Annotated in this window: 17 protein-coding genes; 10 read left to right on the top strand and 7 right to left on the bottom strand. The window is 66.8% G+C overall.

Features of this window, described 5'->3' with window-relative positions:
- Positions 1–71 precede the first annotated feature (71 nt).
- From ACUJB0_RS09040 to ACUJB0_RS09000, 9 genes are all read left to right on the top strand, one after another.
- Positions 72–2,243, top strand: coding sequence for a TonB-dependent receptor (locus ACUJB0_RS09040; RefSeq protein ID WP_444844921.1), 2,172 nt, complete (start codon positions 72–74; stop codon positions 2,241–2,243).
- A 50-nt stretch (positions 2,244–2,293) separates the two neighbouring features.
- Complete coding sequence (locus tag ACUJB0_RS09035) at positions 2,294–2,947, top strand: MarR family winged helix-turn-helix transcriptional regulator (protein WP_444844920.1); 654 nt, start codon at positions 2,294–2,296, stop codon at positions 2,945–2,947.
- 78 nt (positions 2,948–3,025) lie between these two features.
- Complete coding sequence (locus ACUJB0_RS09030) at positions 3,026–3,568, top strand: carboxymuconolactone decarboxylase family protein (protein ID WP_444844919.1); 543 nt, start codon at positions 3,026–3,028, stop codon at positions 3,566–3,568.
- A gap of 112 nt (positions 3,569–3,680) precedes the next feature.
- Positions 3,681–4,511, top strand: a complete 831-nt coding sequence (gene rhlP, locus ACUJB0_RS09025; protein ID WP_444844918.1) for a rhombotarget lipoprotein — start codon at positions 3,681–3,683, stop codon at positions 4,509–4,511.
- Positions 4,504–5,025, top strand: a complete 522-nt coding sequence (rrtA, locus tag ACUJB0_RS09020; protein ID WP_444844917.1) for a rhombosortase — start codon at positions 4,504–4,506, stop codon at positions 5,023–5,025. The genes rhlP and rrtA overlap by 8 nt, the downstream gene beginning before the upstream one ends.
- 145 nt (positions 5,026–5,170) lie before the next feature.
- On the top strand, positions 5,171–7,567 hold the full coding sequence (locus tag ACUJB0_RS09015; protein ID WP_444844916.1) for a TonB-dependent receptor: 2,397 nt from the start codon (positions 5,171–5,173) through the stop codon (positions 7,565–7,567).
- Positions 7,568–8,959, top strand: coding sequence for a serine hydrolase domain-containing protein (locus ACUJB0_RS09010; RefSeq protein WP_444844915.1), 1,392 nt, complete (start codon positions 7,568–7,570; stop codon positions 8,957–8,959).
- Complete coding sequence (locus ACUJB0_RS09005) at positions 8,956–9,978, top strand: MaoC family dehydratase (protein WP_444844914.1); 1,023 nt, start codon at positions 8,956–8,958, stop codon at positions 9,976–9,978. The genes ACUJB0_RS09010 and ACUJB0_RS09005 overlap by 4 nt, the downstream gene beginning before the upstream one ends.
- Before the next feature lie 64 nt (positions 9,979–10,042).
- Positions 10,043–10,618, top strand: a complete 576-nt coding sequence (locus ACUJB0_RS09000) for an NnrU family protein (RefSeq protein WP_444844913.1) — start codon at positions 10,043–10,045, stop codon at positions 10,616–10,618.
- 4 nt (positions 10,619–10,622) lie between these two features.
- Here ACUJB0_RS09000 and ACUJB0_RS08995 read toward each other — a convergent pair whose 3' ends face one another.
- Positions 10,623–11,039, bottom strand: a complete 417-nt coding sequence (locus ACUJB0_RS08995; protein ID WP_444844912.1) for a hypothetical protein — start codon at positions 11,037–11,039, stop codon at positions 10,623–10,625.
- Between the two features lie 98 nt (positions 11,040–11,137).
- Here ACUJB0_RS08995 and ACUJB0_RS08990 point away from each other — a divergent pair, with 98 nt between their 5' ends.
- Positions 11,138–12,673, top strand: coding sequence for a methyltransferase regulatory domain-containing protein (locus ACUJB0_RS08990; protein ID WP_444844911.1), 1,536 nt, complete (start codon positions 11,138–11,140; stop codon positions 12,671–12,673).
- Here the strand turns inward: ACUJB0_RS08990 and ACUJB0_RS08985 are convergent.
- From ACUJB0_RS08985 to ACUJB0_RS08960, 6 genes are all read right to left on the bottom strand, one after another.
- Complete coding sequence (locus tag ACUJB0_RS08985) at positions 12,650–13,687, bottom strand: GGDEF domain-containing protein (RefSeq protein ID WP_444844910.1); 1,038 nt, start codon at positions 13,685–13,687, stop codon at positions 12,650–12,652. The two genes, ACUJB0_RS08990 and ACUJB0_RS08985, sit on opposite strands and share 24 nt — an antisense overlap.
- A gap of 20 nt (positions 13,688–13,707) precedes the next feature.
- Positions 13,708–16,821: an efflux RND transporter permease subunit gene (locus tag ACUJB0_RS08980; RefSeq protein WP_444844909.1), complete on the bottom strand. Its 3,114-nt coding sequence runs from the start codon at positions 16,819–16,821 to the stop codon at positions 13,708–13,710.
- Between the two features lie 13 nt (positions 16,822–16,834).
- Positions 16,835–17,980 (bottom strand): efflux RND transporter periplasmic adaptor subunit, encoded by a 1,146-nt coding sequence (locus ACUJB0_RS08975; protein WP_444844908.1) that lies wholly within the window; start codon positions 17,978–17,980, stop codon positions 16,835–16,837.
- 37 nt (positions 17,981–18,017) lie between these two features.
- On the bottom strand, positions 18,018–19,538 hold the full coding sequence (locus tag ACUJB0_RS08970) for an efflux transporter outer membrane subunit (RefSeq protein WP_444844965.1): 1,521 nt from the start codon (positions 19,536–19,538) through the stop codon (positions 18,018–18,020).
- A 208-nt stretch (positions 19,539–19,746) separates the two neighbouring features.
- Positions 19,747–20,358: an EF-hand domain-containing protein gene (locus ACUJB0_RS08965; RefSeq protein ID WP_444844907.1), complete on the bottom strand. Its 612-nt coding sequence runs from the start codon at positions 20,356–20,358 to the stop codon at positions 19,747–19,749.
- Between the two features lie 168 nt (positions 20,359–20,526).
- Positions 20,527–22,092 carry a S53 family peptidase gene (locus ACUJB0_RS08960; protein WP_444844906.1) on the bottom strand — a complete coding sequence of 522 codons (1,566 nt, stop codon included), beginning with the start codon at positions 22,090–22,092 and terminating at the stop codon, positions 20,527–20,529.
- Positions 22,093–22,193: the final 101 nt, after the last annotated feature.

Genomic DNA, 22,193 nt, shown 5'->3' with positions numbered 1-22,193 from the left:
CAGCCGCGCGCCTGCCCGACACGATCGCGCAGGCCGGAGGCTAGCCACGCCCGAACATTCGAGGATTTACCATGCAACACACGCCACAACTCCGCACCCTGCCACTGCTGCTGGCAGCCGCCTTCTACGCCCACCATGCCAGCGCCGCCGACGATGCCGCCGCCAGCCCCGCCGCGCCGGCCAACGCCGACGGCAGCCCGATGCAGCAGGTGGAAGTGACCGCCGCCCATCTGAAAAGCGCCCGCATCGACCTGTCGCCGAATGTCGGCACCACCGTCTATTCGATCGACCGCCACATGATCGAGCAGCTGGGCCGTGGCGACAACACGCCGTTCAATGAAGTGCTGCTGCGCCTTCCGGGCGTGAGCCAGGATTCGAAGGGCTCGGGCTCCATCCACGTGCGCGACGACCACGCCAACGTGCAGTATCGCGTCAACGGCGTGCAGCTGCCGGAGAGTATCAGCGGCTTCGGGCAGTCGATCGACACCCGCTTCGTCCAGCAGACCGACTTCATCACCGGCGCGCTGCCGGCGCAATTCGGCTTGCGCACTTCGGGCATCGTCGACATCCAGACCAAGGAAGGCACGGTCAAATCCGGCGGCCGCGTTGGCGTTCTGGTGGGCGGCAACGATTACGTCGAGCCGAGCGCGGAATTCTTCGGCACCCAGGGCGCCTTCAACTACTACCTGTCCGGCAGCTACCTGTCGAACGCGCAGGGCATCGAGAATCCGCTGCCGGCCCGCAGCGCCCTGCATGACCGCACCAAACAAAGCAAATCGTTCGGTGCCCTGTCGTGGTTCCTGGACGACCAGACCCGATTGGGCCTGATGTTCGGCACCTACAACGGCCGCTTCCAGATCCCGAACAACCCCGGCCAGGCGCCCGGCTTCTCGCTCACCGGCCAGAGCGACGCCGTTGCCGGCACCAGCAAGCTGCCGTCGTCGCAGTTGAACGAAAACCAGCGCGAAGTGAATCGCTTCCTGGTGCTGTCGCTGCAAAAGAGCATGGGCGACCTGAATTACCAGGTCTCGGCCTTCCACCAGTATTCGGAGCTGCACTACATGCCGGACGCGCTGGGAGACTTGATCTACAACGGCGTCGCCTCCGACACGCTACGCTCCAACTCCGCCAGCGGCGCGCAGTTCGACGGCAGCTACAAACTGAACGCAGGCCATACCGTGCGCGCCGGTCTGGCGTACTCGCGCCAGAACACCCACAGCGACAACGCGGTGGCGGTGTTCGACACCGTCGACGGCGCGCAATCGGGCACCGATCCGCGCACCATCATCGACAACAGCAGCAAGACCGGTAAGCTGTCCAGCTTCTACCTGCAGGACGAATGGCATATCGCCGCGCCGCTGACGCTGAACTACGGCGTGCGCTTCGACAAGGTCTCGGCCTTCGTCGATGAGCAGCAATGGAGCCCGCGCGTCAACCTGGCGTACCAGGTGGCCAAGGGCACGGCGCTGCACGCCGGCTATTCGCGCTACTTCACCCCACCGCCGCAGGAACTGGCCGCGCAATCGAGCATCGACAAATACGCCAACACCTCCAACGCGCCGCAGGTGCCGGTGTCGGACAACGTCAAGGCCGAGCGAACCAACTACTACGACATCGGCGTGAGCCACCAGTTCAACGAGCAGCTGACCGTCACCGCCGACGCCTACTACAAGAAGATCCGCAACATGCTGGACGAGGGCCAGTTCGGCCAGGCGCTGATCCTGTCGCCGTTCAACTACGACCGTGGCTACGCCAAGGGACTGGAACTGTCGGCCGTGTACAACCAGTCCAACTGGGGCGGCTTCCTCAACCTGACCACGCAACAGGCCAAGGGACAGAACATCATCTCCGGCCAGTCGCTGTTCGGGCCCGACGAACTGGCCTACATCGCCAACCACTACATCTACGTCGACCACGACCAGACCTACACGGTATCGGGCGGCGCCCACTACCACTGGGGCGAGACGAAGCTGAGCGGCGACTTCCTGTACGGCAGCGGCTTGCGCATGACGCCCGACGGCGCCGCGCCCAACTCCGGCACGCTGCCGCACTACACCACCGTCAACCTGTCGCTGACGCACAACTGGAAGAACACGCCGGTCGGCAATGTCGAAGGCCGCCTCGCGCTGGTCAACGCCTTCGACAAGAGCTATCTGCTGCGCGACGGCTCCGGCGTCGGCGTGGGCGCGCCGCAGTACGGCGCCCGCCGCACCTTGTACGCCGGCCTTTCGGTGGGATTCTGATTTAGTTAGGAGTCCTTGTTAAATTGAAATCCCTGTGTATAATGCACAGCATGGACACCAAAGCAGACAAACCGTGGAAGGATACGCCTGACGTTTCAGCGCGCATCATCACCGCTATCGGACGCATCGCCAGTGTGATGCGCTCCGGTATGTGGGAGTTCGCCACGGCCGAAAACCTGAATCCGGCGCAGGCCGAGATCCTGCAGCTGCTGCAAGGCCGCAAGCAGGGTGTGCGCCTGTCCTGGCTGGCGTCGCAGCTGTCGATCAGCGCGGCCAGCGCCAGCGATTCGGTGTCTGCGCTGGTGTCCAAGGGATTGCTGTACAAGGCCAGGGCGGAGGATGACGGCCGCGCCACCGCACTGTTCCTGACCGACGAAGGCGCCGCCACGGCGGCCCGCATCGGCGACGCGCTGAGCTTCGCGGAAAACGCGGCGGCCGCCCTACCCTCGGCCCAGCAGACCGAATTGCTGGCTGGCCTGTTCAAGCTGATCGCCCAGCTGCAAAAGACCGAACGCTTCCCCGAGATGCGCGCCTGCCTGTCGTGCCAGTATTTCGAAGCGAACCGCCATCCCGGCAAGCCGGCGCCGCATCACTGTGGACTGGTGAACGCGCCGCTGTCGGTGGCGCTGTTGCGCATGGACTGCCCGGAACAGGTGCCGGCCGATCCCGCCACGCGCCAGCGCAACTGGAAGGTATTCGCCTGAGATTTTTTTTGGCCACAATAGTTAGGACTCCTATTTGTTTTTTACCGCAGTGCTTTTTTAACCTTGAAAGGAAATACCATGAACCGCATCTCCCTCGTCTCCCCTGCCGACACCACCGGCGAACGCCAACAACTGCTGGCGCAAATCCAGGGCGCGTTCGGCGCCACGCCGAACATGTTCAAGGCCGTCGCCAATTCCACCGCCGCGTTGAAAAGCATGTGGGGCGCGTTCGGCGCGCTGGGCGGCGGCGTAATTGACGCCAAGCTGGGCGAACAGATCGCCGTCGCCATCGCCGACCGCAATGCATGCGAATACTGCCTGGCCGCGCACTCCGTCCTGGGACGCAAGGCCGGCGCCAGCGCCGAGGAGATGAGCGAGGCCCAAGCCGGCCACTCCAGCGATCCGAAGACCGCCGCCGCGCTGCGCTTCGCCATCGCGGTCGTCAGCAACCGCGCGCAGATCGGCGACGAGGATGTGGAAGCGCTGCGCGCGGTTGGCTTCAACGACGAGGCCATCGTCGAGATCATGGCCCACGTCGCGCTGAACCTGTTCACCAACTACGTGAACGTCGCGTTCAAGGTGCCGGTCGACTTCCCGGCGGTGAAGCTGCGCGCGAAATAAGACCGGGGTGTAATGCGGCGATACCGCCCGTAGCATCAGGCGGTACTCGCGCGGCGGCGCTTTCAGCCCGGAGATTCGGGAACGCATAATCCGCGATCACCGGAGAATCCCCATGCGTATCCTGAATATCCTGCTCATCGCGTTGGCCGCCGCCTTGCTGTCCAGCTGCGCCTTCATGACCAGTGGCCGCAGCGTCAAGCAGACCGGCAGCATGGTCGACTATCTCTACCCCGACGCCAAGGATGCGCCGGCCATGACGCCCACCGTCACGCGACTGCGGCCGCCGGTGCGGGTCGGCATCGCCTTCGTGCCGGGCGCCGGCTGGGGCAACGGCCTGCCGGAAACGGCCCGCATGAAATTGCTGGAGCGCGTGCGCGACTCCTTCGCCAAACGCCCGTACATCGGCAAGATCGAAATCATCCCGACCCAGTACATGCGCGCCAGGGGCGGCTTCACCAACCTGGAACAGGTGGCGCGCATGTTCGACGTCGAAGTGGTGGCGCTGCTGTCCTACGACCAGGTGCAGTTCAACGATTCCAATGCGCTGTCGATGCTGTACTGGACCATCATCGGTGCCTACGTGGTGCACGGCGACCAGTACGACGTGCAGACCATGCTCGACGCGTCGGTGTTCGATGTGCAGAGCCACAAGCTGCTGTTCCGCGCGCCCGGCACCAGCCAGGTCAAGGGCAGCGCCAGCATGGCGGGCTTCAGCGAAAAATCGCGCGCCGCGCAGACCGAGGGCTACAACGCCGCCGTCGACCAGCTGATCCCCAACCTGCAGGCGGAGCTGGACAACTTCCGCGAACGGATCAAGCACGACGCCAACTACCAGGTCGAAAACAAGCAAGGCTACAAGGGCGGCGGCGCGATGGATTGGGCCAGCCTGGCGTTGGTGGCGCTGCTGGCCGGGTTGGCATGGCGGTTGCGCCGCCGTGGTTGAGCTGCTGGAGTTCGACCGCCATGCGCTGCTCGCCGGCGAGATCTGGCGGCTGTGGACCGGCCATCTGGTCCACTACTCGCCGCAGCATGCGCTGATCGACTTTGCCGTGGTGCTGGCCGCCGCCGTGATCGTGGTGCAGCTGAGCGCCTCGCCGGCCGACGGCATGCGCCGCCTGATGCTGGCGGTGGGACTGGGCGCGCCCTTCATCTCGCTGGGCATGCTGCTGATCGCGCCGCACTGCCTGTACTACCGCGGCGCGTCCGCCATCGCGGCCATGCTGGTGGTGATGGCCGGCGGCGCGCTGTGGCCGCGCGCCACACGCTCCATGCGCGCGGCCCTGTTGCTGATGGCCGCCACGCTGGTCGCCAAGATCGCCGCCGAAGCGGCCGGCGCGGTCCACGGCTGGTCCAACCTGCCGCTGGACGTGGTGGTCGCATGGCAGGCGCACCTGCTCGGCGTGATCGCCGGCGCCCTCACCCTGCCGTTCAGGAAGCCCAGGCTGCAACTGGATTAACTATTGGATTAACTATCGATGTGAATCCGACCGGTTTGTGTTTCACAAGCCTCAACGTTGCCGTTAATTCTTGTGTATATAGCATGGATGTAGGCATAATCGTCTGCACCGCCCAGGTGGCCGCTGTTTTCCAATGGAGGACGATTTGAGCATCCCTGCCCGCACCGTAATTTCCGCCAGCCTCGCCGCAGCCTTCTTCATCCCGCCCGCGTGGGCCGTCGACGAGATCCCGTCGGTCGTGGTCACCGCGCAGTCCCGCAAGCAGTTCGTGCAGGACGTGCCGATGACCATCCAGGTATTGACCAACAAGGATCTCGACGCCATCGGCGCCAAGGACCTGGGCGACCTGAATGGCTACGTTCCGGGCCTGGTGGTCGACGCGTCCGAGCCGACGCAGCCCGGCTTCGGCATACGCGGCGTGCAGACGGGCGACTTCGGCATCGCCACCGATTCGCCGGTGGGGATCTATGTCGACGGCGTCTACACCGGCAAGACGGGCGGCGCGCTGATGAACTTCATCGACGTCCAGCGCATCGAAGTGATCAAGGGCCCGCAAGGCACGCTGTTCGGCCGTAACAGCGCGGCCGGCGCCATCGCCATCACCACCAATGAACCGGGCAAGGAGCTTGACGCTTCGGGCCACGTCAAGCTGGGTAAATATGGCCGCGCCAACGCCGACGCGATGCTGAACATCCCGATCACCGACACCTTCGCCGCGCGGCTGGTGGCGGTGCGTTCGGGCAGCGAGGGCTGGATCGACAACACCGCCACCGGCAAGAAATCCGGCGGCGACAAGGACTGGGCCACGCGCCTGACGCTGCGCAAGGACTTCGACGCGGCCAAGCTGGTGTTCGCGTGGGAGCACGAGAACATGGAGCAGTATGGCCGTCCGGCGTTCGGCGTCATCAAGGACCCCAGGCTGCCGCTGGGCGGCTACACCGGCGTCTATGACGCGGCCTACACCGCCAACTTCGTCAATCCCTTCAACGCGCCGCTGCAGAACGACGACCAGGGCAGCGAGGGACGAATGTTCGACGGCGCCACGCTGCGCTTCGAAACGCCGCTGGCCGGCATGAACTTCACGTCCACCACCGCCTATCGCCGCTTCAGCACCCACAACATCACCGACAACGACGGCGGCGCGCGGCCCGACCTGTACCTGACCACGCTGGACGCCAAGCGCGCCCACAGCTTCCAGCAGGAGTTCAAGCTGTCGGGTAAAAACGATAAGCTGGACTGGATCGCGGGCCTGAGCTTCTACCACAACAACGAGCACCAGGACGCCGGCGCCTTCGTCACCACCGGCACGCTCGATACCCTGAGCCAGTTCGCCGGCGGTCAGCCGAATTTCGCCATGCTGTTCGGCGGCCTGGGCGCGGCGGGCCTGCCGGGCATCGGCGCGGACACGGTGTTCAGCTGGGACGAGACGCACTACAGCGACGTCCGGACCAAATCGGCTTCGCTCTACGGCGACACCATCTGGCACGTGACGCCGTCCACCAACGTCACCGCCGGCCTGCGCTACACGCAGGACAAGAAGCGCATGACGTGGTACGTGCCGGGCCGCGTGTCGCCGAAGCTGGATACCTTCCTCAACAGCTTCGGGCCGCTGGCCGGGCTGGACGCGTCGGCCTTCCCTTCCAACGTGATCTTCAGCACGGCGGCGCAGCTGGCGGGAACGCCGGTCACCCGCGAGAAGGATTGGACCGACTGGAGTCCGCGCCTGGTGGTGGACCATAAGCTGAACAAGGACACGCTGTTGTTCACGTCCCTGTCGCGCGGCTACCAGGCCGGCGGCTTCAATATCTTCACGCCGCCCAATCCCGCCGCGCCGGCCGCCGCCGGGCAGGACCCGAGCTTCGCGCCCGAGAAGATGACCAACTTCGAGGCCGGCATGAAGCTCGCCCTGCCCGAGTGGCGCGCCACGGTCAACGCCTCGCTGTTCGCCTACAAGTTCAAGAACCTGCAGGACATCCAGCTGTACAGCGTGGGCACGGTGCCGACCTATAACGTGGTGTCCAGCGACCAGAAGGCGCATGGCCTGGACCTCGATGGCCGCATGCGCATCACGCCGCGCGTGACGGTGTTCGGCGGCATGGAGTATATCGACCAGACCTACACGCGCTACCAGCGCCTCGACGCCGCCGGCCATGTCACGCTGGACCTGGGCGGCCAGCCGGTGGGCACGCCGCGCATGACGGCGATGGCGGGCGTGAACGTCAACTGGGAAACGATGGGTGGCCGAAGCAGCCTGAATTTCCAGGGCACGCATTCGACCGCGCAGCGCTGCAACAACGACACCGCCAGGCTTCAGTGCCTGAGCACCGCGCAGCTGAAGACCGGCGGCGCCATCAGCAAATACGATCTGCGCCTGGGTTGGGACAGCCCGAGCTCCCGCTATGGCGTGGCGCTGTTGGTCAACAATGTGTTCGACCAGCGCTACATCACCAGCCTGGGTGGACAAACGGAACAATACGGCGCGCCCTATGCCTACCTGACGCCGCCGCGCACGATCGCGGTGGAATTCCGGGCCAGCCTGTAGATGGCCAAGTGGTTGAAGCTCGCCGCCGTGGCAGCCGTGGCGCTGGCCGGCGGCGTGCTTGCGCTGGTGCTGCATCCGCCGGAGCTGCTGCGCGTCGGCGCGAACTACGGCGCCAAGATGGTGTGTTCCAATGTGTTCATCGCGGGCCGCGATGCGCAGGCCGTACTGGCCGACGATGTGCAGGCGCCCGGCCATCCCATACTCAAGCTGTTGAAGGTGCGCGTCGACAGTGAGCGCAAGGTGGTGCGCGCCGACCTGCTGGGCTTTGTCGGCAATGGCTTGGCCGTGTACCGGCCCGGCACCGGTTGCGCCGTGGTGCCGGATGGTGATATCGAGAAGGCCGCACAATACACGTTCTCTCCCTTTAAGATCTGGGCGCCGTCGGCCACCGTGCCTTGGCCGACAGGCTCTCTGCCGCTGACCATGCCGGCGGTGCAGGCCTTGCTGGACCAGGATGCGCTGGCCGGTCCCGGCTTGCGCGGGGTGGCTGTGATCCATCACGGCCGGCTGGTGGCGCAGCGCTATGGCGATAGCTTCAATGCAGGCACTCCGTTGCTGGGGTGGTCGATGACCAAGACCGTCACCGCCGCGCTGGTCGGCATTCAGATCGCCGACGGCAAGCTCGCGCCGCAGCAGAGCGGCTTCTGGCCCGACGCCGCCGATCCGCGCGCCGCCATCACGCTGGCGCAGCTGATGGCGATGAGCAGCGGCCTGCAATTCAACGAGGGCTATGGCGATGTCTCGGACGTGACGCGCATGCTGTACCTGGAGCCGGACATGGCGGCCTACAGCGCCGCCAGGCCGCTGGCGCAACCGCCGGGCAGCGCGTGGAACTACTCCAGCGGCACCACGCTGCTGCTGTCGCGGATCGTGCAGCGCGCGGCGGCGGCCGGCGGCAAGCAGGCGCCGACGTCGGCGGCCGTGCTGGCGCTGCCGCATGAGCGCCTGTTCGAGCCGCTGGGCATGAGCAGCGCCGTGATGGAGGCCGACGCGCGCGGTAATCTGGTTGGCTCCAGCTATATGTATGCGACCACGCAGGACTGGGCGCGCTTCGGCCAGTTCCTGCTGCAGGACGGCGTCTGGCAGGGCAAGCGCCTGCTGCCGGAAGGCTTTGTGGCTGGCATGCAGCTGGTGGCGCCGGCTTCCGGCGGACAGTATGGACAAGGCCAGGTTTGGCGCTGGGGGCCGTCCGGCACCACGCCGGATGGGCAGGACCCGGACCCGCCATTCAAGCTGCCCGCCGATACCTACTGGCTGGAAGGCCATGACGGGCAGACCATCACCGTCGTGCCATCGAAGGATCTGGTGGTGGTGCGGCTGGGATTGACGCCGGACCGCCTGCACTATCAACCGCAGGCGCTGGTGGCGGCCGTGATCAAGGCGCTGGAATGACGGCGGACTGCGTGGTCCCTTACAGCCTGCTGCGCCACCAGGGGCCGATGCTGCGGGCCAGCGCTGCCATGCTGCTGCAGGCTGCCGGCCGGGTGCTGCTGCCACCGCGCCAAGAGGTGGCCGACCGTATGCAGCCTCCCGGCGCGTCAGCGCACGGCACGCCGGCGCCGGGCGCGTCGCCGCCTGGCACGCGGGCGCTTGGCGCATCGGCGCATGGCACGCCAGCGCATGACGCGCCGCCGCCTGGCACGCAGCGGCATGCCATAGCGCCCATCGAGCGCCGCATCGATGCTCCGCCGGAGCAGCTGGTCGGCCATTACATCCGCTGGTGCGGCGCGGCGGGCCGTTATGACGGCGAGCTGCCGCCGCACATGGTCTCGCAATGGAGCCTGCCGCTGGTGAGCGCGCTGCTGATGCAACTGCCCTACCGCCTCACCGGCATCATCAACCAGGGCGTGTCGATGACGGTGCACGGGCCGCTGCCGCGCGCCACGCCGCTGGTGCTGCGCGCGTCGGTCGAGCAGATTACGCATGCGGATGGCTGGGCCAGGATCGTGATCGCCGTCGTCACCGGAACGGCGTTGCAGGCATGTCTGGTGGAGACGCGGCTGCACTTGCGCGTGCGCCTGCCCGGTGCGCGTGGCGCCGGCGCGCCTGCGGCGCGGCCGCCCGATCCCGAGTGGCGGACAGCGGGCACGTGGCGCGCTGAAGCCGGCGACGGCCTGCGCTTCGCGCTGCTGACCGGCGACTTCAATCCCATCCACTGGTGCGGGCCGCTGGCGCGCCGGTCGCTGTTCGGCGGCCTGGTGCTACACGGCTTCGGCAGCCTGGCGCGCAGCGTCGAGACGCTGGCGCCGGGCAGCTACACGCAGCTCGATGTGCGCTTCCTGCGTCCGGTCGCGCTGCCCAGTGGTGCGCTGTCGGTGCAGTTGGCGCAGCAGGCCGACTCCGACGGCTGGCGCGCACTGCGGCTGACCGGCATTGACGACGCGCTCCACTTGGCCGGCCGCCTGCGTTGACGTTGCGTGCTGCCGCCGGCCGGTGTATCGTCTGCGCAGTTCAACCAACACCAAGGATGCGACGATGACGCTAATGATATTGGGCCTGCTGATATTCCTCGGATTGCATTCGGTCCGCATCTTCGCCGACGACTGGCGCACCGCCATGCGCGCGCGCCTGGGCGAGAACGGCTGGAAGGGACTGTATTCGCTGGTGTCGCTGGCCGGCTTCGGGCTGCTGGTGTGGGGTTATGGGCTGGCGCGCCAGCAGCCGGTGGTGGTGTGGTCGCCGCCGGTGTTCATGCGGCACATCGCGGCGCCGCTGATGGTGCTGTCCTTCATCCTGCTGGTGGCCGCCTACGTGCCGCGCAACGGCATCAAGGCGCGCCTGCATCATCCAATGACGCTGGCCGTCAAGGTCTGGGCGCTGGCCCACCTGCTGGCCAACGGCACGCTGCACGACATCATCCTGTTCGGCAGCTTCCTGGTGTGGTCGGTGCTGCTGTTCCGCTCTGCCCGCAAGCGCGACGCCGCCGCCGGCACCGTCTACCCGCCCGGCAAGGGCGTGGCGACGGCGGTCACGGTGGTGGCGGGGTTCGCGGTGTCGGTGCTGTTCGCCCACTGGCTGCACCGGATGCTGATCGGCGTGAGCCCGTTCTGACGGCTCAGCGGCATTTACCCTGTATTACCGCCGCGATCACCCATGGCAGCGAGTACGGCCCCACCACCGCGACCGGCCCGATGTGGGCCGGCTGCAGCTTGAGCGCGTCCTCATGCAGGCAGTCGGGCACCTTGGCCTGCTCGAAGGCGGCGCTCATCCTGTCGTGCACGCTGGGCGTGGTCGTGCCGTAGACCCCGGCTGTGGCCTTGGCCGGATCGACCGGATGCGGGTCCTCCGCGATGGTGTCGCGCACGGCCTTGCGTATCAATTCGTCGGACAGCGCCGGCGGCTGACTCAAGTCGCCCGCGACCGGCTCGGCCGGCTTCACCACCGGCCTGGGCGCGCTGTCCGGCGCCTCCGGCAGCGACCAGGCGGCCAGCGGCATGACCATCATGCAGCCAGCAACAACGATTCCCTTCATTCCGGCTCCAATCCCGCACACGATAAGGCTCTAAACCTGCTCATCATAACAAAAAAGCATTAAAATCGGCAGACCATATTCATAGCGAAGGATGGATTATGACGGACTGGACCAGCGGCTACGTCGCGGACATCGGCTATACCTACGGCTACTATGATGCGCTCAATCCGCTGCGGGCCAATCTGGCGCTGCTGAAGGAGGGCCTGGCGCCACCGCAAGTCGCCACCGCGTGCGAACTGGGCTTCGGCCAGGGACTCAGCATCAACGTCCACGGCGCCGCCTCGGACGTCCAGTGGTACGGCACCGACTTCAATCCGGCGCAGGCCGGCTACGCGCAGGAACTGGCCGCCGGCATTGACGGAGGCCCTCGCCTGTTCGACCAGTCCTTCGCCGAATTCTGCAGCCGCGCCGACCTGCCGGACTTCGACTTCATCGGCGTACACGGCATCTGGAGCTGGATCTCGGACGAGAACCGCGCCGTCATCGTCGACTTCGTGCGGCGCAAGCTCAGGGCCGGCGGCATGCTGTACATCAGCTACAACACCCAGCCCGGCTTTGCCGCCATGGTCCCCGTGCGCGACCTGATGACGCGGCATGCCGCCACGCTGACGCCACCGGGCGCCGGCGTGCTGGCCAAGGTCGATGGCGCCCTCGCCTTCGCCAACCGGCTGATGGCCACCAACCCCTTGTTTGCGCGCGCCAATCCGCAGGTCGTGGAGCGCCTGAAGTCGCTGGAAACCCTCGACCGCCACTACCTGGCCCACGAGTACTTCAACCGCGACTGGCTGCCGATGTCGTTTGCCGACATGGCGCAGCGGCTGTCCGCGGCCAAGCTGGACTTCGCCTGCCCGGCCACCTTCACCGACCTGGTCCCGGCGCTCAACCTGACGCCGGAGCAGCAGGCGCTGCTCAAGGAACTGGGCGACCCGACGTTCCGCGAAAGCGTCTACGATTTCATGATTTGCCAGCAGTTCCGCCGCGACTACTGGGTCAAGGGCAAGCGCCGGCTGCGGCCGGTCGAGTGCGCCGAACAGGTGCGCGCCCAGCGCGTGGTGCTGTGCGAGGCGCCAGAATCGGTCACCCTCACCATCAAGGGCGCGCTGGGCGAAGGCACGCTGACCGAGGCCATCTACGCACCCATCGTCAAGCTGTTGAGCGATCACGTGGTGCGGACCCTCGGCGACATCGAGGCGTCGCTGCACAGCGAGGGGATCACGCTTGGCCAGCTGCACGAGGCCTGCCTGCTGCTGGCGCACAAGGGCATGCTGGCCAGCGCCCAGGACCCGGCCGTCGCCAACGCGCGTCGTCCGCAAACCGACCGCCTGAACCGGCGCCTGCTACGGCAGGCGCGCTGTGGCGGCGAGGTGTCCACGCTGGCCAGCCCGGTGACCGGCTCCGGCATCCCGGTCGGCCGCTTCCAGCAGCTGTTCGTCAGCGCCATCCTGCAGGGCAAGCAGCAGCCGTCGGAATGGGCGCATCACGCGTGGCAGGTGCTCAAGGCGTCGCAGCAGACCATCGCCAAGGAAGGCGTCATGCTGGTCGGCGACGAACAGAACCTGAGCGAACTGAGCACCCAGGCCACCGACTTCCGCGAACGCCGGCTGCCGCTGCTACGCGCGATGGGCATAGTCTGACGGCGGCTCGACCGCCGCCACGCGGACGGTGTCGCGGCCGCCCTGCTTGGCCGCGTACAGCATGGTGTCAGCCTGCTTGAGCCAGCCGGCCGGCGTGCCGCGCTTGTCCATGAAGGCCACGCCGATCGACACCGTCAGCGCATGGCCGTCGATCAAGGTGGCGCCGGCCACGGCGGCCCGCAGGTTCTCGGCCAGCCGGCTGGCCGCGTCCAGCTCGGCGCCGTTGGCGATCACCGCGAACTCCTCGCCGCCGTAGCGGAACAGGCGGTCGCTCGAACGCGTGTGCAGGCGCATCACCTCGGCAAGCCGCCGCAGCGCCTGGTCGCCGGCCGCGTGGCCGTGGGTGTCGTTGACCTGCTTGAAATGATCCAGGTCCAGCAACAGCAGGCAGGCCGGCAGGTGCGGACGGCGCTCGTCGGCGTGCTCGGCCAGCCTGCGGTCCAGCGCGCGGCGGTTGCCGATGCCGGTCAGGAAGTCCAGCTCGACCTCGGTGTGCAGCGCCTTGTTCTGCTCGCCCGTGCGGTAGGCGAAGATGTAGGCGAACAGGTTGACCAGGCCGATGGTGACGACGATGGTCAGCAGGTTCAGCACCGCCATCTGCGACACCAGGATGGCCACCAGCGCCACCAGCGTGACGCTGTTGATCGCCACCGCCACCCGCGGCCGCAACACGAAGTAGCAGGCGATCATGGTCGGATAGACCCAGTAGATCAGCGATGTGCCGCGCAGGTACACGGTGGCCAGCAGGCCGGCCGAGTAGAACAGCGTGACGCAAAAGCCGGCGACGCGGTGGCGGCCGGTGCGCCACACGTGCACGATCACCGCCAACATGGCCAGCACCAGCGCCATGTCGACCGCCGCCGACATCCATTGGCGCTGCACCAGGCGGTACACGCCGAACGGCAGGATGCTGGGGATGGACAGCGCGCACAGCAGCATCAGGATCACTTCCTCGATGCTGCGCTTGCGCTGGCCGCGCAGCCAGCCGAAGCGGCGGCCCGCGCCCTGGTTCATGCCGGACACCTCCCGCGGCTTCAGGTCGGCTGGCCGGCGGGGGCCGGTGCTGCGCCGCCGTGGCCGGCGTTATGCGGATCGACATGCGGATCGGCATGCGGCTCGGCCTGCGGATCGGCCTTGTGCTGGCCGGACAGGAACATATACATGGCCGGCACCACGAACAGCGTGAACAGCGTGCCGATCGACAGGCCGGTGAAGATCACCAGGCCCATCGCGTGGCGCCCTGCCGCGCCGGCGCCGGAGGCGACCACCAGCGGCACCACGCCGAACACCATCGCGGCCGTGGTCATCAGGATGGGGCGCAGGCGGGTGGCGGCCGCCTCCTCGATGGCCTCGCGCTTGCTCTTGCCGGCCATGCGCAGGTGGTTGGCCACCTCGACGATCAGGATGCCGTGCTTGGAGATCAGCCCCATCAGCGTCACCAGTCCGACCTGGGTGTAGATGTTGATCGAGGCGAAGCCGAGGAAGATGAAGGTCATCGCACCGAACAGCGCCATCGGCACCGAGAACAGGATCACGATCGGATCGCGGAAGCTCTCGAACTGCGCCGCCAGCGCCAGGAACACGATGATGACGGCGAACGCCATCGTCACCACGAAGCCGCCCGACTCGCTCATGTACTGGCGCGAGCCGCCCGAGTAGTCGACCGTGTAGCCGGTCGGCGCCACTTCCTTGACGGTGTTGCGCAGGTATTCCAGGATCTCGCCCTGCGAGGCGCCGGTCACGCCGGAGATGGTGGCCGAGTTCAGCTGCTGGAAGCGGGTCACCGATTCCGGCTGCACGCTGTACTTGATGCTGGCCACGGTGCTGGCCGGGATCATGGCGCCGCTCGGGGTCTTGATGTAGAAGTCCAGCACGTCGGCCGGGTTCAGGCGGTCGACCTGCTGCACCTGCGGGATCACCTTGTACGAGCGGCCCGAGATCGAGAAGTAGTTGACGTAGCCGCCGCCCAGCGCCGCGCCCATGGCGTTGCCGAAGTCCTGCTGCGTCAGGCCCAGTGTGGCCAGCTTGTCGCGGTCGACCTCGACGCGCGCCTGCGGCGAATCGATCTTCAGGTCGACGTCGGCGAAGTAGAATTTATTGTCCTTGCGCGCCTTGTCCAGCACCGCCTGCGCCACCGTGTTGAGGTTCTCGAACGGCTCGGTGGTGGTGATGACGAACTGCACCGGCAAGCCCGAGCTGCCCGGCAGCGCCGGGAACTGGAACGCCGCCACGCGCCCGCCCGCCACGTTGTTCCACTTCTGCTGCAGCTCCTGCTGGATCTCGTGCGCCGAGCGCGAACGCTTGTCCCACGACTTGAACAGCACGCCGCCGATGCCGGCGTTGGTGGTCGGCACGCCGGTGATCTGGAACATCTGCTCGTACTCGGGCAGCGAGTGGGCGATGTCGAAGATCTGCTTGGCGTAGGCCTGCATCTGGTCCGAGGTGGCGGTCGGCGCGCCGACCACCTGCGACAGCACGATGCCCTGGTCCTCCTCCGGCGCCAGCTCGGACTGCGACATCTTGAACATCAGCCCCAGCAGCAGGCTGAGGATCACGCCCATGACGATCAGCACCGGCCAGGTGTTGAGCAGGCTGTGCAGCAAGCGCAGGTAGCCGTTGTGGACCTTCTCGAACACCTTGTCGATGGCCTTGACGAAGCGGCCCTCGTCCTGCTTGGCGTCGAAGAAGTGGCCGCACATCATCGGCGACAAGGTCAGCGCGACGATGCCCGACACCGCCACCGCGCCGGCCAGCGTGAAGGCGAACTCGGTGAACAGCGCGCCGGTCAGGCCGCCCTGGAAGCCGATCGGCACGTACACGGCGATCAGCACCACCGTCATCGCCAGGATCGGACTGCCCAGCTCGCGCGCGGCGATGATGGCGGCGTCGAACGGCTTGATGCCCTCCTTCATGTGGCGGTCGACGTTCTCCACCACGATGATGGCGTCGTCCACCACCAGGCCGATGGCCAGCACGATGGCCAGCAGCGTCAGCAAGTTGATCGAGTAGCCCAGCATCAGCATCACGAAGAAGGTGCCCACCAGCGACAGCGGCATGGCGATCACCGGCACGATCACCGCGCGGAAGCTGCCCAGGAACAGGTAGATGACGATCGTGACGATGATCAGCGCTTCGATCAGGGTCTTGACCACCTCGTCGATGGAGGTGTTGATGAACTCGGTCGAGTCGTAGACGATCTCGCCGGTCAGGCCGTTCGGCAGCTGCTCCTTGATCGGCGGGAAGGCTTCGCGCACGCGCTTGGCCACGTCCAGGATGTTGGCCTCCGGCGCCACCTTGATGCCGATGAACACCGAGCGCACGCCGCTGAAGGCGACGTTGAAGTCATAGTTCTCCGAGCCCAGCGTGACGGTGGCGATGTCCTCCAGGTGGACGATGGCGCCGCCCACCTGCTTGACGGCCAGCGCCTTGAACTCGTCCACCGTGTGCAGGTCGGTGCCGGCGGTCAGCGGCACGGTCACCATCTGGCCCTTGGAGGCGCCCAGCCCGGTCAGATAGTTGTTCTGCGCCAGCGCCGTGCTGACGTCGGTCGCGGTGACGCCGTGCGCCGCCATCTTGCCGGCGTCCAGCCAGGCGCGCAGCGCGAACTGGCGCGCGCCCAGCAGCTCGGCGGTCTGCACGCCCTGGATCGAATCCAGCTTGGGCTTGACCACGCGCGCCAGGAAGTCGGTCACGTTGTTGGTCGGCAGCGTGTCGCTGTAGAAGCCCATGTACATGGCGTCGGTGGTCTGGCCGGTCTGCACCGTCAGCACCGGCTGCTGCGCCTGCTGCGGCAGCTGGTTACGCACCGAGTTGACCTGGGTGGTGATCTCGGTCAGCGCGCGGTTGGAATCGTAGTTCAGCCGCAAGGTGGCGGTGATCACCGACACGCCGCTGTTGGACGACGAGGACAGGTAGTCGATGCCCTGCGCCTGCGCGATGGCCGATTCCAGCGGCTGCGTGATGAAGCCGGCAACGGTGGCGGCGTCGGCGCCGTAGTAGGTGGTGGAGATGGTCACCACCGCGTTCTGCGTCTTCGGATACTGGTTGATCGGCAGGCTGAACAGCGAGCGCAGGCCCAGCACGACGATCAGCAGGCTGACCACGCTGGCCAGCACCGGCCGCTTGATGAAGATATCGGTGAAATTCATGGCGCCCCTTCCCTTAGTGTTCCTGCGGCGTCGGATTCGGGTTGTTGGCCGGCTGGACCTTGTTGTCGATCACGGCCGGCGTGCCGTTCTTGAGTTTCAGCTGGCCGCTGGTGACCACGGTCTGGCCTTCCTTCAGGCCGGTGAGGATGGCGACCTGGTCGCCGCGCGTCGGGCCGGTGGTGACGAACACCTGCTGCGCCACCAGGTGGGCGTTGCCCTTGTCATCCTTGAGCGTGTCCTTGGCGTTGGCCGGCGGCGGCGCCAGCACGAACACGGTCGAGCCGTACGGGTTGTAGGTGATGGCGGTCTGCGGCAGGGTCAGGTATTTCTTCTTGTCGCCCTGGTCCAGGCTGACGTTGGCGAACATGCCCGGCAGCAGCTGGCGCTTGGCGTTGGGCACGGTGGCCTCGACCTGCACGTTGCGGGTGGCGGCATCAACCTTCGGGCTGATCGAGGTGACCTTGCCGGGGAAGGCCACGCCCGGATAGGCGTCGGCGCTCAGGTTGAGCTTCTGGCCGATGGACAGGCCGGCCAGCTGTTTCTGCGGCACGAAGAAATCGACATAAACAGTATCGATGGTTTGCAGTGTGACCAGCTTGTCGCCCGGATTGAGGTACTGGCCCGGATTGACGGCGGTGATGCCCAGCTTGCCCGCGAACGGCGCGCGGATGGTCTTCTTGTCGACCACGGCCTGCTGCTGCGCGGCCAGCGCCTTGCGGCTCTTGAGGTCGGCCTCGTCGTTGTCGAGCTGGGCCTGGCTGATGGCCTGGGCGGCGAACTGCAGCTTGTCTCGCTTGAGCGTGGTGGCCGACAGGTCGGCGGCGGCCTGCAGCGCGCGCAGCTGGGCGATATCGGCGTCGGCGTTCATCTCGAACAGCACCTGGCCGGCCTTGACCTCGTCGCCGGACTTGAAGTGCACCTGGCGCACCAGGCCGGCGATCTCGGAAGTGACGTCGACGCCGCGCACCGGCACCAGCGTGCCGACCGACGTGAGTTGCGGCTGCCATTCCGACACCTCGGCCTTGATCGCCGTGACGGTCTGCGCGCCGGGCTTGGGCGAGCTGGCGATCAGCTTCTTGATCTGCAAAAATTTGCCGAACGCCAGCACGGCGATCAGGACAAGGACGGCGCCTATCATGATGAACATACGCTTGGTCATGTATCGTTCTCCTGCTTTTTAATGTTGTTTGATGTGCTTACTTGGCGCTGCCATACGGCGCGGCCGCCGAGACCGCCGTGGCGGCCGGTACGCCGCCTGCGCGGTTCCACCAGCCTCCGCCCAGCGCCTGGAACAGCGCGGCCGTGTCGGCGTAGCGGGCCGCCTGCGCCTGCACCAGCGCCACATGGGCCTGCTGGTAGCTGCGCTGCGCGTCCAGCAGCGCCAGGTAGCTGATGCCGCCCAGCTTGTACTGCTGGGTGGCCAGCGCCAGCGATTCGGCCGCCAGCGATTCGGCCTCGGCCTGCGCCTTCAGCGCGGCGGCGTCGGAGTCCAGCGCGCGCAGGCTGTCGGCCACGTTCTGGAAGGCGTTCAGCACGGTGGCGCGGTACTGGGCCGCGGCCACGTCGTAGGCCGCCTCGGCCGCGCGCTTCTTCGCGCTCAGCGCGCCGCCGTTGAAGATGGGCGCGGTCAGGCCGGCGGCCAGGTTCCAGGCCGTGGTCTCGGCGTCGAACAGCTTGCTGAAGGTCTGGGCCGAGGAGCCGTAGCTGCCGCTCAGCGTGAACTGCGGATACTGCGCCGCGGTCGCCACGCCGATCGCCGCGCTGGCCGCGTGCAGCTGCTCCTCGCTGGCGCGGATGTCGGGCCGCTGGCGCACCAACGCCGACGGCAGCGACACCGGCAGCGCATCCGGCAGGGTCAGCGATTCCAGCGCGAACTCGGGCATGCCGGCCTCGCTCGGCAGCTTGCCGGCCAGCACGGACAATTGATGCCGGCTTTGCGCCAGCGCCTTTTCCAGCGGCGGCAAGGTGGCGGCGATTTGCGCGGCCTGGTTGCGCTGGCTGAGCAGGGTGTTGCGCGGCACGGCGCCCAGCTGGAATTGTTTGTCGATCACGCCCAGCTGCTGGTTGAGCGCGTCCAGCACTTCGCGGGTGGCCTTCAGTTGCGCGCGCAGCGAGGCTTCGCGGATGGCGGTGGTGACCACGTTGGCGCTCAGCGTCAGATAGGTGGCCTCGACCTGGAAGCGCTGGTAGTCCACCTGCGCCTGCGCGCCTTCCAGCGTGCGCCGCGTGGAGCCGAACACGTCCGGCGTGTAGGCCACGTTGACCGAGGCGTTGTACAGGTTGAAGACGCCGCCCCTGCCGCCGCTGGCGTCCGAGACTTTCTGGCGGGCCACGCCGAGCTGGCCGTTGACCGAGGGATAGACCAGGCTGCCGGCCTGGGCGTTATAGCTTTCCTGCGCCTGGCGCAGCGATGCTTCGGCCGCCGCCATGTTCGGGTTTTGCGCCAGCGCGCCACGGATCAGCTGGTCCAGCGCGGGCGAGCGGAATACCGTCCACCATTGCGCGGGGATGTCCTGCCCCTCCACGAACTGCTGGGCGCCGCCGGCCGCGCCGGGCGACGATACAGTCGTGGACGCCAGCGGCGTGGGGGTGTAGCTGTCACCGGCAGCGGCCGGCACAGCCGGGGTCTTGAAGTCGGGACCGAGCGCGCAGCCGCCCAATCCCGCGGCGACCAGCGCCGCCACGCCGGCACGCATGGCATGCCGCCGGAATTGCATGAAGTTTTGATTTCTCACAAAAAAACTCCCACCTGAGCTTGACGCCCGACCAAAAGGTTAACTGAACTGCACTTTTGCTCGACATATTCGCACTTTTTTTGTGCTGAGTGTGCTTTTTTATATGGGGTGCGCGTTCGGAAACTTGCTGGACGAAAAAAAACGGGCTCCGCCGTCAAGGCGAAGCCCGCTTCCGGATGGGGGGGCGGGATCAGGCTGCTTCAGCGGTGGCCACCACGCCGTAGGCGCGGTTGGCTTCGGTCAGGGAGAAGGCCGATGGGCCGTTCACCACGGAATCGGTCGCACGCTCGCTGCTGCGGTAGGTGATCGGCATCAGGTAGCGGCGCAGTTCCTCGGGACTGATCTTGCCGTCCTTGTTGGTGTCGGCCACGGCCAGGTCGACCTTGCCGCTGCCCAGGACGCCGTTTTCATCGACGCCCGGCAGCGGTTCCGGCGACACCAGCTTGGCGTTGTCGTCCGCGCCGGCGTCCAGGCCGAACTTGGCGTGGAAAAACTGGGTCTCGGGACGCTGCACCAGGCGCTTCAAGCCTTCGTCGAATTGCTTCAACGCCAGCTTCATGCCATCGTCGTCCGATTCCGCCACCGCCTTGACCACCGCGCTGGCGCGGTCGGCGGCATTGACCGAGTGCGAGGGATCGGTTTGCAGCGGGGCGTTAAAGCCCGGCAGCGACAGGTAGGCGGCGACCGAGGCGTTCAGGTCGGCGTCGGCGACAGGCGAGGCGACTTTTTTGGGCTCAAGCGTCTTCTCCGCAGCCGTGGCCGCGTTGAGGGTGGCACCACCAATGTTGTTCACCATAATCATAATCGACTCCTGTTTGACGACGCGTGAAGCGGCCGAACAATAAAAACTTCTACCCCATCATTCTATCAAGGAATTGGCAACAATCACCATTTTTGGCGGCCTCACAGGCTAAAAAATGTCTTTTTCCCATGCGAAACTTGCACTTAAGAATTATTCCAATTTGCGAAATTAATTACTTAGCGCCTGCAATAGTTTTTCCCCATCAGGGCAGCCCCAACCGGTGCAAGCATCCCAGCCGGCGGTCGCCTGTTGCGCGCCGTTGTTGCCGTTCGTAACGTCCCGGGTCACGCCCTTGCCTTGCAGGGAACCGTACAGCAGCGGATTGAGGAAGCCGACCGGATGGCCCAGGCGCTGGTTGATCAGCGCCAGCAGTCCGGCCCACAGCGGCGCCACCGCGCTGGTGCCGCCGAACACCAGGTTCTGGCCATCCACCCTCACCTTGTAGCCGCTGGCCGGATCGGCGTCAGCGGCCACGTCGGGCACGCCGCGCTTGGCTTGGCCGTCCGCCACGCCCAGCTGATAGTCCGGCCGGCTGAAGAAGTTGCTGTAGCCGCCGCCGGTGGCGCTGTTGGGGCCGCTGTTCCAGACCGTTTCAACCGCCGGACCGCCGTCCTGCAGCGCCACGCGGGTGCCGCCGCAGGCCAGCGCGTGCGGCGCCGAGGCCGGGAAGTCCACGTGCTGGGCGCCGTCGCTCACGCCGTCGGTGGAGCCGTTATCGCCGGCCGCGCACAGGATGGTCACACCCATCGCGGCGGCGTCGGTGAAGGCTTGCTCGAAGGCGGTCATGGCTTGCCCGGTCCAGGCCGATTCGGGCGCGCCCCAGCTGATCGAGATCACCGACGGCTGGTTGACCTCGTCGTGCACGGCGGCGGTGATGGCGTCCAGGAAGCCGCGCTCGGTGTTGGGGGCGTAGTACACCGCGATGGTCGCGCCCGGCGCCACCGAGGCCGCCACTTCGATGTCGAGCATCACTTCACCGTCGGCGCTGTTGGCGGTGGTGGGACGGTTCTTGGCGTGGTCGATGCTGACCGTCTTGACGCAGGGCGGCTTCAGGCCCAGTTCGTGGAAGTAGATCTTGAGGTCGCGCGGCCGGCTGCCGCCGCCCAGCTCGATGATGCCGATGCACTGGCCGCTGCCGTCCAGCCCTTGCGGGAAGTTGTACAGGCTGGCCAGCTGCGGCGGCGAGAACGAGATGTTGGCCGCCGCCGCCGAGGCGAAGCCGTCCGCCTGCAGGCGCTGGAACTTGGGCGTGGCCACCGGCCGGTCGTCCAGACCGAACACGCCCTCGACCACGCCGGCCAGCTCGTCCGGCACGCTGAGCTCGCCGACCCGGCCGCGGTAGCTGCCGTCCGGGTATTCATATTCCTCCAGCTGGACGCCGAAGGCGCTGCACATCTGGGCGGCGGTGCCGGCCAGCACCACGCGCCGCTGGGCCGCGTTGCTGCTGATGACCGCCATGCCGCGCTGGGCCGCGAACTCCTCGACCTTGGCGATGTCGGCGTCGCTGGCGCCGTGCGCCTGGGCGAACTGCTCGCGGCTCAGGTACTGGCGCGCGAGCGGCCGGGTGTCGGCCGCGGCGGCCTGCAGATCCAGCTGCGCGCGCTCGGGCGCGTGGCGCAGCCGCACCGTGATCTCGATGGTCTGCTCGTCCGCCACCGGACCCAGCGCGACCGCGCCCTGCAGCGCCAGCTGGCCGCTGCCGGGGATGATGTTGGGATGGGAAGTCGTTGCCATGGTCGTCTCCTTTGGTATCGGTTGTTCTCAGACGATACTGGCCGCGATGGCGGTGCGATTGATGCAGCGCAGAGGTGTCGCTGATTGCACACTTGCAGAGA

This window comes from Duganella caerulea (genome assembly GCF_040362985.1).
Taxonomy (GTDB): Bacteria; Pseudomonadota; Gammaproteobacteria; order Burkholderiales; family Burkholderiaceae_D; genus Rugamonas; species Rugamonas vulcania.
This window is presented reverse-complemented; position numbering and strand designations above follow the sequence as displayed.

Coding starts and splice junctions, on each gene's coding strand:
- ACUJB0_RS09040 (WP_444844921.1), top strand. CDS start 72: ATGCAACACACGCCACAACTCCGCACCCTGCCACTGCTGCTGGCAGCC.
- ACUJB0_RS09035 (WP_444844920.1), top strand. CDS start 2,294: ATGGACACCAAAGCAGACAAACCGTGGAAGGATACGCCTGACGTTTCA.
- ACUJB0_RS09030 (WP_444844919.1), top strand. CDS start 3,026: ATGAACCGCATCTCCCTCGTCTCCCCTGCCGACACCACCGGCGAACGC.
- rhlP (WP_444844918.1), top strand. CDS start 3,681: ATGCGTATCCTGAATATCCTGCTCATCGCGTTGGCCGCCGCCTTGCTG.
- ACUJB0_RS09010 (WP_444844915.1), top strand. CDS start 7,568: ATGGCCAAGTGGTTGAAGCTCGCCGCCGTGGCAGCCGTGGCGCTGGCC.
- ACUJB0_RS09005 (WP_444844914.1), top strand. CDS start 8,956: ATGACGGCGGACTGCGTGGTCCCTTACAGCCTGCTGCGCCACCAGGGG.
- ACUJB0_RS09000 (WP_444844913.1), top strand. CDS start 10,043: ATGACGCTAATGATATTGGGCCTGCTGATATTCCTCGGATTGCATTCG.
- ACUJB0_RS08995 (WP_444844912.1), bottom strand. CDS start 11,039: ATGAAGGGAATCGTTGTTGCTGGCTGCATGATGGTCATGCCGCTGGCC.
- ACUJB0_RS08990 (WP_444844911.1), top strand. CDS start 11,138: ATGACGGACTGGACCAGCGGCTACGTCGCGGACATCGGCTATACCTAC.
- ACUJB0_RS08985 (WP_444844910.1), bottom strand. CDS start 13,687: ATGAACCAGGGCGCGGGCCGCCGCTTCGGCTGGCTGCGCGGCCAGCGC.
- ACUJB0_RS08980 (WP_444844909.1), bottom strand. CDS start 16,821: ATGAATTTCACCGATATCTTCATCAAGCGGCCGGTGCTGGCCAGCGTG.
- ACUJB0_RS08975 (WP_444844908.1), bottom strand. CDS start 17,980: ATGACCAAGCGTATGTTCATCATGATAGGCGCCGTCCTTGTCCTGATC.
- ACUJB0_RS08970 (WP_444844965.1), bottom strand. CDS start 19,538: ATGCAATTCCGGCGGCATGCCATGCGTGCCGGCGTGGCGGCGCTGGTC.
- ACUJB0_RS08965 (WP_444844907.1), bottom strand. CDS start 20,358: ATGATTATGGTGAACAACATTGGTGGTGCCACCCTCAACGCGGCCACG.
- ACUJB0_RS08960 (WP_444844906.1), bottom strand. CDS start 22,092: ATGGCAACGACTTCCCATCCCAACATCATCCCCGGCAGCGGCCAGCTG.